14 protein-coding genes are annotated in these 14204 nt (G+C 64.3%); 5 read left to right on the forward strand and 9 right to left on the reverse strand.

The window, feature by feature from the left end; genetic code table 11:
- Positions 1–34 precede the first annotated feature (34 nt).
- The 4 genes from ACRQ5Q_RS33025 to pgm all read right to left on the reverse strand — a co-directional run bounded on the left by ACRQ5Q_RS33025 (position 35) and on the right by pgm (position 4783).
- Positions 35–1015 carry a PDR/VanB family oxidoreductase gene (locus tag ACRQ5Q_RS33025; protein WP_439373670.1) on the reverse strand — a complete coding sequence of 327 codons (981 nt, stop codon included), beginning with the start codon at positions 1013–1015 and terminating at the stop codon, positions 35–37.
- A 10-nt stretch (positions 1016–1025) separates the two neighbouring features.
- A complete protein-coding gene (locus tag ACRQ5Q_RS33030; protein ID WP_439373669.1) occupies positions 1026–1787 on the reverse strand; it encodes a GntR family transcriptional regulator in 762 nt (253 codons plus the stop codon).
- Between the two features lie 6 nt (positions 1788–1793).
- Positions 1794–2843 (reverse strand): aromatic ring-hydroxylating dioxygenase subunit alpha, encoded by a 1050-nt coding sequence (locus ACRQ5Q_RS33035; protein ID WP_439394092.1) that lies wholly within the window; start codon positions 2841–2843, stop codon positions 1794–1796.
- A gap of 284 nt (positions 2844–3127) precedes the next feature.
- Positions 3128–4783: a phosphoglucomutase (alpha-D-glucose-1,6-bisphosphate-dependent) gene (gene pgm, locus ACRQ5Q_RS33040; RefSeq protein ID WP_439394093.1), complete on the reverse strand. Its 1656-nt coding sequence runs from the start codon at positions 4781–4783 to the stop codon at positions 3128–3130.
- A gap of 225 nt (positions 4784–5008) precedes the next feature.
- On the opposite strand from pgm, the gene ACRQ5Q_RS33045 reads away from it, so the two are divergent.
- On the forward strand, positions 5009–6142 hold the full coding sequence (locus tag ACRQ5Q_RS33045; RefSeq protein WP_439394095.1) for an alpha/beta hydrolase family protein: 1134 nt from the start codon (positions 5009–5011) through the stop codon (positions 6140–6142).
- Between the two features lie 2 nt (positions 6143–6144).
- Here ACRQ5Q_RS33045 and ACRQ5Q_RS33050 read toward each other — a convergent pair whose 3' ends face one another.
- Complete coding sequence (locus tag ACRQ5Q_RS33050; RefSeq protein WP_439394096.1) at positions 6145–6960, reverse strand: winged helix-turn-helix domain-containing protein; 816 nt, start codon at positions 6958–6960, stop codon at positions 6145–6147.
- Between the two features lie 89 nt (positions 6961–7049).
- Here ACRQ5Q_RS33050 and ACRQ5Q_RS33055 point away from each other — a divergent pair, with 89 nt between their 5' ends.
- Positions 7050–7247 carry a hypothetical protein gene (locus ACRQ5Q_RS33055; protein WP_439394098.1) on the forward strand — a complete coding sequence of 66 codons (198 nt, stop codon included), beginning with the start codon at positions 7050–7052 and terminating at the stop codon, positions 7245–7247.
- A gap of 13 nt (positions 7248–7260) precedes the next feature.
- Here ACRQ5Q_RS33055 and ACRQ5Q_RS33060 read toward each other — a convergent pair whose 3' ends face one another.
- The 4 genes from ACRQ5Q_RS33060 to ACRQ5Q_RS33075 form a co-directional block, all read right to left on the reverse strand.
- Positions 7261–8151, reverse strand: coding sequence for an aldose 1-epimerase family protein (locus ACRQ5Q_RS33060; RefSeq protein WP_439394100.1), 891 nt, complete (start codon positions 8149–8151; stop codon positions 7261–7263).
- Between the two features lie 210 nt (positions 8152–8361).
- The gene (locus ACRQ5Q_RS33065) at positions 8362–9675 is read right to left on the reverse strand and encodes a UDP-glucose dehydrogenase family protein (RefSeq protein ID WP_439394102.1); all 1314 of its coding nucleotides are present in this window, start codon (positions 9673–9675) and stop codon (positions 8362–8364) included.
- A gap of 159 nt (positions 9676–9834) precedes the next feature.
- Positions 9835–10845, reverse strand: coding sequence for an NAD-dependent epimerase/dehydratase family protein (locus ACRQ5Q_RS33070; RefSeq protein WP_439394104.1), 1011 nt, complete (start codon positions 10843–10845; stop codon positions 9835–9837).
- Between the two features lie 122 nt (positions 10846–10967).
- Entirely contained in the window at positions 10968–11534 is a 567-nt protein-coding gene (locus ACRQ5Q_RS33075; RefSeq protein ID WP_439394105.1) for a hypothetical protein, read from the reverse strand.
- 94 nt (positions 11535–11628) lie between these two features.
- On the opposite strand from ACRQ5Q_RS33075, the gene ACRQ5Q_RS33080 reads away from it, so the two are divergent.
- Genes ACRQ5Q_RS33080 through ACRQ5Q_RS33090 form a run of 3 tightly spaced genes read left to right on the forward strand, consistent with a single transcriptional unit; the run spans position 11629 to position 14200 of the window.
- Positions 11629–12264, forward strand: coding sequence for a hypothetical protein (locus ACRQ5Q_RS33080; protein WP_439394107.1), 636 nt, complete (start codon positions 11629–11631; stop codon positions 12262–12264).
- Between the two features lie 23 nt (positions 12265–12287).
- Positions 12288–13793 (forward strand): site-specific DNA-methyltransferase, encoded by a 1506-nt coding sequence (locus ACRQ5Q_RS33085; RefSeq protein ID WP_439394109.1) that lies wholly within the window; start codon positions 12288–12290, stop codon positions 13791–13793.
- On the forward strand, positions 13790–14200 hold the full coding sequence (locus ACRQ5Q_RS33090) for a DUF5681 domain-containing protein (protein ID WP_439394110.1): 411 nt from the start codon (positions 13790–13792) through the stop codon (positions 14198–14200). Before ACRQ5Q_RS33085 ends, ACRQ5Q_RS33090 begins: the two co-directional genes overlap by 4 nt.
- Positions 14201–14204 lie beyond the last annotated feature (4 nt).

Raw genomic sequence — 14204 nt, forward strand, 5'->3', positions numbered from 1 at the left:
CCATTTCTCTCAACGGGCTCCGCCTCAGGCCCGATCAAACCGCATCCGCCCGCAGCAGCGTGTCCACCGTGATTGTGCCCCGCGCGCGAGAGACGCAGGCGCAGATCTTCCGGTTGCTTTGCTTCTGATGATCGCTGAAGAAGACGTCGCGATGGTCGATCTCGCCGTCGACCGCGACCACGTCGATGGCGCAGAGGCCGCATTCGCCGCGCTTGCAATCGTACATCACGTCGTGGCCGCTGGCGTTGAGCACGTCCAGCATCGAGCGCTCGCGCGGGATCTCGAGCTCGACGTCGGTGCCCTTCAGGCGCACGCGAAAACTTTCGGTCGGCAGCGTGCCGCTGGAGCCGAAGGTCTCGTAGCGGAGATCGGCCAGCGGATGGCCGGCGCCGATCCAGGCGTGACGGGCGGCATCCAACATCCGCATCGGGCCGCAGAACACCGCCAGCGCGCCTTGCGGAAGCGAAGCAAACAGCGCGTCGAGGTCGAGGCGCCTGTTTTCATCGCTGGCATGAACGACCAGGCGGTCGCCGAGCATCGCGTCGAGATCGTCGAGATAGGCGGCCTCATTGCGCGAGCGCACGGCATAATGCAGCGTGACGTTTGCGCCGCGGCGGGCCAGCGCCTGTGCGGCCCCGAGGATCGGGGTGATGCCGATGCCGCCGGCGATCAGGCAATAGTTTTCGCGCGCCCAGTCTACCGCGAGCAGCGAGGCGGGCTGGGTGATGTCGAGCCGCGCACCTGGTTGCAAGGACCACATGTAGCGCGAGCCGCCGCGGGAATCATCGGCGCGGCGCACCGCAATTCGTAGGCCCCGCGACGAGGCCTCGCCGACGAGCGAATAGGACCGCGTCTCCGGCTGGCCGTCAATGGTCACGCTGACATTGATGTGGCTGCCGACCGGATAGGCCGCACCATCGAACTGATCGGGGCGGATCAGGAATTCGCGGATGCCGGGGGCGAGATCGCGCATCGAGACGAGCGTCGCCGGAGTCCAGGTTTCGATGAAGCGCATGGTGACTGCCTCAGTCGGTTGCGGTCTTGATCAGCGCGAGCGCCGGCAACAGGTCGAGATGGGTCCGGTTGCGCAGCGCAAGCCTCAAGTTGCGAACCGCCAGCCGCGCATGCTCGCGCATGATGGCTTCGGCGCGTGCGCCCTCGCGGTTCTCGATGGCGTCGATGACGACGCGGTGGTGCTCCTGCCCGATGATCAGGATCTGCTGCGCCTCGGGGAGCGCCGACTGCGCCATCACGAACCCGCTCGGGGATGCGAACGGCAGTGCGGAGGCGCGGTCGATCTGCCGGATCAGCGGCGGGCTGCGCGACAGTTCCGTGAGCACCGCATGGAAGCGCGCGTTCAGCGTGACATAGGACGAGAAGGCTTCGATCGAGATCGGCACCTGACGCAGCAATTCGTCGATCGCGGCAAGACATTCCTTGAGCGGCTCGAGCTCGCGCGCGGAGACGCCGCGCTCGGCGGCGAAGCGCGCAGCGAGGCCCTCCAGCGTGCCGCGCAGCTCGATGGAATCGGAGATGTCGCGCTCGGAGAACGCCTTCACCATGAAGCCGCCGGAGGGGATCCCCTCCAGGAGGCCTTCCTCCTCGAGCCGCACCAAGGCCATGCGCACCGGTGTGCGCGAGGCGCCGGTGGTCTCCACCGCCTGCAGCTCGGAGATGCGCTCGCCGGGGCGCAAGGAGCCCGACAGGATCTGGTCGCGCAACGCCAGCTGCGCCTTCACGGTCTGCGAGATGGAGCGGTCGACCTCACGCTCGGGCGCTGCTTTCATTTGCCCCTACTCCGCGGCCTGAAGGCGCGGCGGCGGATTTTCCTTCGCCACCATCTTCTCGATCAGCTTGCGCGACCACATCGCGCCGGCGTCGATGTTGAGGTTGTAGAAGACGCGATCGGGGTTCTCGTCCATGGCGCGCTGCTGCGCTTCCAGTATCATCTCGTCTTCGCGGAAGATGCCGGAGACGCCCTCGCGGACCTCGGTGGTGATGCGCTGCTCGCCGATCTGGTAGTTGCGCACGAAGGCCCAGAAGTAATGGCAGGTCTTCTCGGTCTCCGGCGTGATGGTGTTGAGGACGAAACCGTTGACGCCCTGCGAGCGGTCGCCTTCCGGCGCGCCGGTGCCTGTCGGCGCCACGCCGACGTCGATCGCGATGGTGCACGGCGCTTCGAAGCGGATGATCTGCCAGCGATCGACGAGGCCGGGCTTGCCGAGCTGCTTGGCCCAGAACGGCGGCGCCTCGATGCCGCGCATCCAGCGCGTCACCGTCACCGTCTTCTCGCCATGGGTGACGTCGAACGGCGCTTCGGCCACCGCGTCGTTACCGATGGAGGAGCCGTGCACGAAGGTCTCGTGGGTGAGATCCATGAGATTGTCGAGCACGAGGCGGTAGTCGCAATTGGCGTGGATGGTCTTGCCGTCGCCGGCCCAGGCCGGATCGTGATTCCAGTGCATGTCAGGCACGAGCGCGGGATCGGCGAGCGCGGGATCGCCCATCCAGAGCCAGACGTAGCGGTGGCGCTCGACCACGGGATAGGCGCGCACGCAGGCCGACGGGTTGATGGTCTCCTGAGAGGGCATGAAGGTGCAGCGGCCCTGCGCGTTGTATTTCAGGCCGTGATAGCCGCAGACGACGGTGTCGCCCTCGAGCCGGCCCTTGGACAGCGGCACCAGCCGGTGCCAGCAGGCGTCCTCCAGCGCGGCCACCGAGCCGTCCGCCTTGCGGTACATCACGATGTGCTTGCCGCAGATCGTGCGCGGCAGCAGCGCCGGCTTCACCTCCGCATCCCAGGCGGCGGCGTACCAGGCGTTCATGGGGAAGGGTTTTGTCATTGGTCTCGCTCCCGCGGCTTATGTATGCGTTATGTATACAATAGCTGGGAGACAGAAACGTTCAAGGCCAAATTTGCTGTATTATGATACCGATTTTTAGTGCACTGTATACACCACGATCTCCACTGTCCTTCCCGCGAAAGCGGGGAATCCAGTACGCCGCGGCGGACATTGGGTTCACTCGACTTCCGCCGCGGAGTACAGGATCGCCCGCCCTGCGCGGGCGATGACACCGGGGAATACGGCGCCTCCTGCCTTGGAGAGGCGTGAAAGCAGCACCGGCCTCAGGGCCCTTCCGCAGCGAACACCTTCGACAGCCCCGCCTGCGCCTCTTCCTGAATCCGCTTCAGGTGCTCGGTGCTGCGGAAGCTTTCCGCATAGATCTTGTAGACGTCCTCCGTCCCCGACGGCCGCGCGGCGAACCAGCCGAAATCGGTCTCGACCTTGATGCCGCCGAACGGCTGGCCGTTGCCGGGCGCCTTGCTCAGCGTCGCGCGAACCGGATCGCCGGCGAGATCCTTCAGGCCGAGCTGCTCGGGCGTGACGGATTTGAGGATGTTCTTCTGCGGCGTGCTGGCGGCGACATCGATGCGCGCATAGTGCGGCACGCCGAGCTCGGCGGTGAGGTCATTGAACAGCTGGCTGGGATCGCGGCCGGTCTTCGCCATGATCTCGGCGGCGAGCAGGCCGAGGATGATGCCGTCCTTGTCGGTGGTCCACACCGTGCCGCCGCGGCGCAGGAACGAGGCCCCCGCACTCTCCTCGCCGCCGAAGCCGAAGCCGCCGCCGACCAGGCCGTCGACGAACCATTTGAAGCCGACCGGCGTCTCCACCAGCTTGCGGCCAAGCTTCTTGGCGACGCGGTCGATGATCGAGCTCGACACCACGGTCTTGCCGATCGCAGCATCCTTGCCCCAGTCCGGACGGTGCGCGAACAGATAGGAGATCGCGGTCGCCAGATAGTGGTTCGGATTCATCAGGCCGCCGGTGCGCGTGACGATGCCGTGCCGATCGGCGTCGGTGTCGTTGGCGAAGGCGACATCGAAGCGGTCGCGCATGCCGATCAGGCTCGCCATCGCGTAGGGCGAGGAGCAGTCCATGCGGATCTTGCCGTCCCAGTCCACGGTCATGAAGCGGAAGGTCGGGTCGATCGCCTCGTTGACGACGGTGGCGTTGAGGCCGTAGCGGTCGATGATCGGATGCCAGTAATGCACGGCGGCGCCGCCGAGCGGATCGATGCCGATCTTGATGCCGGCGGATTTGACGAGGTCGAGGTCGACGACACTGCCGAGATCGGCGACGTAGGGCGTGATGAAGTCGTAAGCATGCACGTTCGCGGCCTTGCGGGCCTTGGCGTAGTCGAGGCGCTTCACGCCCTTGAGGCCGTCGGCGAGATAGGCGTTGGCGCGCTTCTCGACCACGCCGGTCACGTCGGTGTCGGCGGGGCCGCCATGCGGCGGATTGTATTTGTAGCCCCCGTCCTCCGGCGGGTTGTGCGAGGGCGTGACGACGACGCCGTCGGCGAGACCGGAGGTGCGGCCCTTGTTGTAGGTGAGGATCGCGTGCGAGATCACGGGCGTCGGCGTGTAACCGCGATCCTTGTCGATCATGATGTCGACGCCGTTGGCGGCGAACACCTCGACGGCGCTGACCAGCGCCGGCTCGGCCAGCGCATGGGTGTCGATGCCGATGAAGAGCGGGCCGGTCAGCCCCTTTTCCTTCCGGTCGTCGCAGATCGCCTGCGTCGTCGCGAGGATGTGGCCCTCGTTGAACGTGTTCTTGAACGAGGTGCCGCGATGGCCGGAGGTGCCGAACGCGACCCGCTGCGCCGGATCCGCAACATCGGGCTTGTCCGCAAAATAGGCCGTCACAAGCCGTGGAATGTTGGTGAGCGCGTCCGGCGAGACCTGCTTGCCCGCCGCGGGATGAACATCAGCCACTGAATGATCCTCGTCTTGTCGTGGGTGCGCGACACCATAGCACCCGGACGGTGTCCGCCAAATGCACAACACGCGTGAGGGGGCGGGCGTTCCTTGGTCGGCGGAGGTGCTGTAGCCCGCATGAGCGAAGCGACATGCCGGACCAGCCGCCCGGATGTCGCCTTGCTCATCCGGGCGACGGGATCATGCTATGCTCGCCGCCATCGCCGCCTTCCGAATCGTCCCATGACCCCTTCGCGCATGCTGCTTCTGCTGATTGCCGGCCTCGTCGTGGCGAGCGCACCGGCGCGGGCTGCGGAATTCTATACCGAGGACCTTCGCATCCCGATGGCGGAGGCGGGACCGCAGGGCCTGGAGGCGTTCCTGGTGCGGCCAGCGGGGACGAAGCGCTATCCGCTGGCGCTGCTCAGCCACGGCTCGCCGCGCAAGTTCGAGGATCGCGCGACGATGTCGGCGCACAAATATTACGGCATCGCGCTGGAATATGCCCGGCGCGGCTTCGCCGCTTTGATCGTGATGCGGCGCGGCTATGGCACCTCGCCCGGCGGCCGCGTCGACAGCGTCGGCAGCTGCGCCAATGCCGCCTATCTACCGGCCGCGGCGGTTGCGGTCGCGGACTTGCGCGCGGCGATCGATGCGATGGCACGTCGGAGCGACGTCACGACGTCAAGCATGATCGCGGCCGGCCATTCCGCCGGCGGGCTCGCAACGGTCGCGCTCACGGCGCAGGCGCCACCCGGCCTCGTCGCTGCGATCAGTTTTGCGGGCGGCCGCGGCTCGCGCGACGACGACGACGTCTGCAACGAGGATGGGCTGGTGCAGGCCTTCGCCACCTTCGGCAAGACCTCGCGGGTACCGATGCTGTGGGTCTATGCGGCCAACGACAACTTCTTCGGTCCTGATCTGGCGCGCCGGCTCTATGACGGGTTTCGCGGCAATGGCGGCGCCGCAAAATTCGTCGCAGCGCCGGCTTATGGCGACGATGGACACTATCTCTATTCCGTGGCCGGCCGTCCGCAATGGACGCCGTATGTGGACGCGTTCCTGCGCGAGCGCGGGCTGAACCACGACATCCTGAGCGCGCCAGATCCGCTGCCGCCGCCGGCCCAGCTCAACGAGGCCGCCCGCGCCGAGTTCGCGCGCTATCTCGCCAGCACGCTGCCGCACAAGGCGTTTGCGGTGTCGCCGAACGGCGGCTACGGCTGGCGCTCGGGACGGGCCACCACTGACGAGGCCCAGCGCGATTCGCTCGCCGCCTGCCTGAAATGGTCGACGACCTGCACGCTCTATGCGGTCGACGACCGCCTGACCGGTCCTGCGCAGAAGCCACCGGCGGACCAGAGCGCACGCGCGCGATAGCGCTAGAGCCGTTCGCTGACCGCGAGCTTGTAGCCGACGCCGGTGACAGTCGCGATGACCGGCGTGCCGCTGCCGACGAGCTTGCGGCGCAGCCGCGCCACCAGCGCATCGACGGTGCGGATGTCGACCTCGACCTGGCGGTTGCTGACGACCTCGATCAGATAGTCGCGGCTGAGCGGCCGGCCGTCGGCGCCGACCAGCGCGGCGAGCAGGTCGAATTCGGCGCGCGTCAGCGCCACCGGCTTGCCGTCGGCGCCGAGCAGCTCGCGCCGCGTGAGGTCGATGATCCAGTCGCCGAAGGCGATGCAATTGTGGTTGCGCGCCGCCTTGCGGTCGATCGAGCGCCGCCGCAGCACGCTGCGCGTGCGCGCGAGCAGGTCGCGCAAATTGATCGGCTTGGTGACGTAATGGTCGCCGGCGATCTCGAGACCGAGGATGCGATCCACGTCCGTGTCGCGGCGGGTCACGAAGATGATGCCCGCGTTGCTGGACGCCTGGATTTCCTTGGCGAGCTCGAAGCCGTTGCCGTCGGGCAGCTGCACGTCCAGGAAGACGAGATCGGTGCGCGAGCGCAGCGCCTGGCGGCACTCAGCAACGGAGCCGGCGCCGACAACGTCGAAATTGTTGTCGCTGAAATAGCCGACCAGCATGGTCCGCGTCACGTGATCGTCTTCGACCACGATCAGCCGCTCGCGGCCCGCAGGACGTCCTTCCTGACGTGCTGGATCAGCCACGATGTTGGATGTCCTGTGCGCGTGCGACCCGGCCTGAAAAGTCGCGCCATCGCGCAGCGCACTGTCATGTGAACGAACATTCACAGCTGGTTCGAGCCCCCGAAATTGTCTGACCAATACTAGGCGTATTGTGCTGCCCGAACCATATTAGTCACGGTCTCGCCGCATTAAGTATGAACTACCCCACACTTCTCATCCGGCACATCATCCTTCCGGCGTGGTCCGAACGATGCGGTGCGATCCTTGCCGCCATCGTCGCACTGTCCTTCATCGCCGATCGCGCCACCGGCGGCATCTGGTCGAAGAACGTGCGACAAGATTATTCAGGTCCGGTGGTTCTCGGCGAGGACCTGACGCGGATCGAGGTCTGAGGGACCGTCGATCTCAGTCCGATGCCACCTCGATCCGGAACGACAAGCGCTCTTCCGCGCCAGGCGCGATATGCATCAGGCCGGGCTTGTCGCTGAACTCGCCGTCGAAGCCCGCGGGACTGGCATGACCACGCCAGGGCTCGATGCAGAGGAACGGTGCGCCTGACGGTTTCGACCAGACACCGAGTTCGCGAAAACCCTGCCATGACATCTCGAGCCAGGGCGCGCTCGGTGCGCCCTCGCCTGCGGCAAACCGAACCGCGGTGCTCTCGATCCGGTCGAAGATGATGGCGTCGTCGACGAACAGGGAGTCGGACAGAGGCAGCACCGTGCCTCTGACGGGAGTTGGCTCCGCCGCCTCACGCAGCAAGCCGCCGTCGAGACGACGGATCGGAGACGACTCTGCCTTCGGGAAGGTCAGCGCATAGCCTTCCTTGGGCACGCCGGGCCGAAGCGGCCAGTTGAAGGCGGGATGGCCCCCAAGCGACGCCGGCAACCTTTCCTCGCCCGTGTTCGCAACCGTAAGCGAGAGATCGAGACCGGTCTCGTCGACCGTGTAGATGGCCGTCAGGCGGAACGCGAACGGATAGAGCGCCCGCGTCGTCTCGTTGTCTTCGAGCACCAGCACGCAGCGGCTCTCGCCGCGCTGCGCCCATTGGAAGCGGCTGTCGCGCGCAAAGCCGTGCTGGGTCATCCGGTACGTCTTGCCCTTGTGCCGCAATTCGTCATTGGCGAGACGACCGACGATCGGAAACAGCAGCGGCGCATGGCGCGGCCAGACCGGTTCGGCCTGCCAGACGAATTCAACGCCGGCATCGCTCCTCAACGAGCACATTTCGGCGCCTTGCGCCTTGATGGTCGCAGTCAGCCCGCTGCTGCGGATCGTATGCGTGTCGTCAGTCATGACAATCTCCCTGGCGGCAGCGAGGCTGACGCGCCAATGCGCAGCGGCCTGATGCGACCGGATCATATCGCATTGGAGTTTGGCCCGTCTCCATCCTTCGAGACGCCCGCCCATGGCGGGCCCTCAGGATGAGGTCAGGTGGGGCGAGATATTCAACCCTCATGGTGAGGAGCCCGCCAAAGCGGGCGTCCGAACCATGCAGGTCGACGGCTAAGCCTGCGACGAGCGCCCGACGCTCTCGTAGGTGAAGCCGGCGGCCGCCATGTCTTCGGGGCGGTAGATGTTGCGGAGGTCGACGACGACGGGCTGCGCCATGGTTGCCTTCAGCCGGTCGAGATCGAGCGCGCGGAACTGCACCCATTCGGTGACGATGACCAGGCCGTCGGCGCCTTGCGCGCAGGAATAGGCGTCTTCGCAATAGGTGATGTTGGGCAGCTCACCCTTCGCCTGCTCCATGCCGACGGGATCGAAGGCCTTGACCTTCGCGCCCATGTCGAGCAGGCCCGTCACCAGCGGGATCGAGGGCGCATCGCGCATGTCGTCGGTATCGGGTTTGAAGGTGAGGCCGAGCACGGCGATGGTCTTGCCGCGCAAGCTCCCGCCGAGCGCCTGGCTCACTTTGCGTGCCATCGCGCGCTTGCGGTTCTCGTTGACCGCCAGCACGGATTCGACGATGCGCAGATTCACGTCGTAGTCCTGCGCGATCTTGATCAGCGCCTTGGTATCCTTCGGGAAGCACGAGCCGCCGAAGCCGGGACCGGCATGCAGGAACTTGGTGCCGATGCGGTTGTCGAGGCCAATGCCGCGCGCGACCTCCTGGACGTTGGCGCCGACCTTTTCCGAGAGATCGGCGATCTCGTTGATGAAGGTGATCTTGGTCGCGAGGAACGCGTTGGCGGCGTATTTGATCATCTCCGCGGTGCGGCGCGCGGTGAACATCAGCGGCGCCTGGTTCAGCGACAGCGGGCGGTAGATGTCGCCCATCACCTTGCGGCCGCGCTCGTCGGAGGTGCCGACCACGACGCGGTCGGGGAACTTGAAGTCGCGGATCGCCGCGCCCTCGCGCAGGAATTCGGGGTTGGAGGCGACCACGACGTCCGCCTTCGGATTGGTCTCGCGGATGATGCGCTCGACCTCGTCGCCGGTGCCGACCGGCACGGTCGACTTGGTCACGACCACGGTGAAGCCTTGAAGCGACTGCGCGATCTCCTTCGCGGCGGCGTAGACGTAGGACAGATCGGCGTGGCCGTCGCCGCGGCGCGAGGGCGTGCCGACCGCGATGAACACCGCATCGGCATCCGCAACCGGCTTCGACAGGTCAGTGGTGAAGTCGAGCCGCTTGGCCTTGACGTTGGTTGCAACCAGCTCGTCGAGGCCGGGCTCGTAGATCGGGATCTCGCCGCGGTGCAGGGCCGCGATCTTCCGCTCGTCCTTGTCGACGCAGGTGACGTCGTGACCGAAATCCGCAAAGCAGGCTCCGGACACCAGTCCCACATAGCCCGTCCCGATCATCGCGATTCGCATGAAAAACTCTTTCCGTTGAAGACGGATGTTCCACTGAACACCCTAGACCATTTTTCTATCAGGCCGCACGCACAACATTAGGGCAGGTTGCATCGTTGAACGAACCACTGCAAGAATGGGCATCCCCGGGCGGCACGCAAGGAGCCGCCGATCGCGGAATCAGAGGCCGTGATACTTGCGGTACCATTCGACGAAACGGCCTAGCCCGTCCGCAATCGACGTCGACGGCGAGAAACCGACGTCACGCTGGAGGGCTGAAATATCGGCGCGCGTCTCCAGCACGTCCCCGGCCTGCATCGGCAGCAACTGGCGGATCGCGGGCTTGCCGATGATCTTCTCCAGCGTCTCGACGAACTCGATCAGATTGACCGAGCGGTTGTTGCCGATGTTGTAGACGCGATACGGCGCATAGCTCGAGGAATTTTCGGGCCGCTCGGCGTTCCACGCGGGATTCGGCACCGCAGGCCGATCGAGCGTGCGGATCACGCCTTCGACGATATCGTCGACATAGGTGAAGTCGCGCCACATGTCGCCATTGTTGAAGATCTTGATCGGCTCATTGGCGAAGATCGCGCGCGTGAACAGCCAGGCGGCCATGTCGGGCCGGCCCCACGGACCATAGACCGTGAAGAAGCGAAGGCCGGTGACCGGCAGCTTGTGAACATGCGCGAAGGTGTGCGCCATCAGCTCGTTCGCCTTCTTGCTCGCGGCGTAGAGGCTGACGGGATGGTTCACCGAATGCTCGGTCGAATACGGCAAGGTGCGGTTGGCGCCGTAGACGGAGCTCGACGAGGCGTAGACGAGATGCTCGAGGCCATGGCGCCGGCCGGCCTCGAGCACGGTGACGAAGCCGTCGCAATTGGCGCGGATGCTGGTGATGGGATCGTCGATCGACGCACGCACGCCGGGCTGCGCCGCCAGATGCACGACGCGGTCGGGCGAGACCTCGTCGAACACGCGCGTCACTGCGGCGAAATCAGCAAGATCGATCTCGTCAAATTTGAAACCAGGACGGTTCTCGAGCGTTGCAAGACGCGCACGCTTCAGCGCCGGATCGTAATACGGTGTGACAGCATCGATGCCAACGACTCGCTCGCCGCGCCCCAACAGCCGTTCACAAACATGCATCCCGATAAAGCCGGCAGCACCGGTCACGATCACTGGCCGCAAAGTCGTCACCTCGTTGTGGCGAAATAGGCCGTGACAAGCCTTGGAACATTGGCAAGCGCACTCGGCGCAACCGGCTTACCCGCCGCGGGATCGACTTCTGCCACTGCAACTCCTCGTGACGTTCAACCGACAACCTCGAACAGCATACCATCGATCAGGCTGCCGCCAAGCCCGGTCAGGCTGCCGCCAAGCCGAATGCGAGACCGGCCTACAATCAACCGACAACGCTCATCCCACCGCAGGACGATCCGTTGGCAGTGGTACTTGGGCAGGTCCTCGGGCGCGGCCCCTGCGGCTCGATCGGCCCATTCCCTGGTAACAGGGAATTCTGCAGGGAAACGCGCCGGCAAAGCGCCCACAGCGCTCGCCAAAATGCAAGAAAACCGGCTACGAATTCCGGCTTCCGCGGCTGCGGAGGTGCGCAGACAGAACAGGGAAATTTCAGATCGCATCAGGGGACAATGCGCGGCCTGAACAGGGAAATCGGTAAGCGTCCAACTCTCACAATCCTGCGGCTGAAGAGCCCTTCCGGCGTTGCAATGCAGGTGATATCGCAATCGAGGCCCAGATTTCGGGTTGCAGCCCGCGACGTCGCGCGCGATCTGGGTTCGGCGCGATCGGCAGACCGTGCCGACTTGCCTTGCCGTTGCCCAACAAAGCAACGGTTCGACGTTGATTTCCCTAAGCACTCAGATTCTCCGGACGGTTCCCGCTCGAGCGGCAAAAGCTAAGAACTTGTCCAGCATACTGGACAGAACAATTGAAACCTGATACCGAGCTTCAATGGAATCCTACAAACGCAATCAGCTCGAGGACGCCATTGGTGCGCTGCTCGATGCGAGGGATGACAAATCGCGGGCGGAGCTACTGACGCGCCTCAAGCGGTTGTTGGACACCGATCGCGCGCTAGGGGTGCGGCCCAACGCAGACAGACCCGAATTCGCAAATTACGGGTTTTCTAGCGGCGACGCTCCCGGCAAGGGCGGCGAGATTCAATTTTCGGAATACGAGAGCTTTGCTCTGCTGATCGGCATGCAAATGCTCAACCATCGATGGCCGCAAAAGTTTGTCGTGGAGTCGTTACGACGGATCAGGCCTAAGCTCGAACGGCAACATAAAAAGATCATGAGGCTCGATCCGACAACATTGTTCGATCCAGATGAGATTCGGCGTCAGGCAAAACCTGGGATGCCGGCCTTTACGACCACGTCACCCGTATTTTTGCTGATTTGGTCCGACCAAAGGACCGCGGGCGACCCCTCCCCGACTGTTGAGATTTTCGATGACTATAACGCGGCGTTCGCGCGTGGCCTCGAAAAGCCGGGCCGTTCCACCACCTGGCTCGAACTCACGCGGTCGGCTCACGCCTTGTCCGAACGGTTGGCCAAATCGCTACCTCGAAAGCGAGGACGCAGCTGAACTCGAACAGAAGGAGAAGCACGATGCATTCGCGTTCAATTGAAACCCATGTCGACGCTTCAAAAGAAGGCTCGCGCGACCCCTGCCCGCAGGCGCCGCCGAAACTGCCGGTGTCGCCGAAGCTTGCAAAGACGAGCGCCGGCAAGCAGTCCGAGACGCAGATCAAGCAAGACGCGCGCCAAATTGAAACCTGTGTCGACGCTTCAAATTGCCACGAGCCACAGAAGATACGAATGGTGCCGCTTCGCGCTCTTAAGCCTGCAAAAAAGAACACACGAACCCATTCCAAAAAGCAGATCAAGCAGGTCGCAAACGCGATTGGCCGATTTGGCTGGACCTATCCCATTTTGGTTGATGAGGATCTGCAGATCATCTGCGGGCACGCCCGCTGGGAGGCGGCCCAGTACCTTGGTTTAAAGGAGGTCCCCGTCCTGGTCATGCGCGGGTTGAGCGACGCCGAGAAGCGCGCGTTGGCCCTCGCCGACAACAAGATCCCAGCCAATGCCGGTTGGGATCGCAAACTACTCGCCGAAGAGCTTGGTGAACTCGCTACGCTCCTCCCCGAATGCAATCTCAGCCTCGACATCACCGGTTTTGAGCCGGCCGAGATCGACCGCCTGATCGCTAATTTTGGCGACCACGATCCGGCCGATGTCCTCTGCAAGATTGCGGGGCAGCCCGTCAGCCGGCGGGGCGAACTGTGGCAGGCCGGGGGTCATCGCGTGCTGTGTGGCGATGCCTGCGATCAAGCGGATTGGGCCGTGCTCATGGGCCGTGATCGCGCCGCCATGGTGTTCGCCGACCCACCCTACAACGTCCGCATCGCTACGACGCTCGGCCGCGGTCACATCAAGCACCGCGAATTTGCGCGCGCCTCAGGCGAGATGTCGTCCGCCGAATTCGCCAATTTTCTTCAGAGTTGGATGCGCCTGGCCGTCCGGTTCTCTGATGACGGCTCGATCCACTACATCTTCATGGATTGGCGACACCTCGGCGAGATGCACGGCGCGGGGCATGCAGTCTTCGGCCCGCTGCAGAATCTGGTGGTCTGGAACAAAACCAATGCCGGCCAACGCAGCTTCTACCGCTCTCAGCACGAACTGATTTTCGTCTATCGAAACGGCGATGCGCCATACCTGAACAACATCGAGCTTGGCCGCCATGGCCGCAACCGCTCGAACGTCTGGACCTACGCCGGGATCAACACCTTCCGCAAAGAGCGTCTCGCCGACCTCGCGGTTCATCCCACTGTCAAACCGGTCTCCTTAATCGCAGACGCGATCAAGGATTGCACACGCCGCGGCGAGATCGTGCTCGATCCATTTCTGGGCTCTGGCACCACCCTGCTTGCGGCGGAGCGCGTCGGCCGCCGCGCCTATGGCCTGGAGATCGACCCGCTTTACGTGGATGCTGCAATCCGCCGCTGGCAGGACGTCACCAAACGCGATGCCATCCTCGTTGCGACCGGCCAGACCTTCGACGAGGTGGCCACCGAGCGCGCCGCCACATCATCGGAGAACAGCGCATGAGCCGCCGCAAGCAAAACAGACCGGCCGGCGCGGGCGGAAAGCGAACCGACGTCGGCTACGGCCGCCCGCCCTCCGAACATCGGTTCAAACCGGGTCAGTCCGGCAACAAACGCGGCCGGCCGAAGGGATCGAAAAACGAAGCGACCATCATCGACGAACTTCTCAATCGGAAGATTGCGATTCGTGAAAATGGAAGAACGCGCAAAATCACATTGCTGGAAGGTATCTTCGTCAGATTCGCGGAGGACGCCCTCAAGGGCAATTCGAAATCGGCTGCCTTCCTTCTCAGCCGCAAGCTGCTGGTTGAGTCCTCCGAACAGCCTGTAACGGCAGTCCTCGATCTGGACGACCGGAAGGTTTTGGAGGCGTACGCCCGCCAATTGGAACAGCAACTCAAAAATGAATGAGACC

Source organism: Bradyrhizobium sp. PMVTL-01, from assembly GCF_051861855.1.
GTDB lineage: Bacteria > Pseudomonadota > Alphaproteobacteria > Rhizobiales > Xanthobacteraceae > Bradyrhizobium.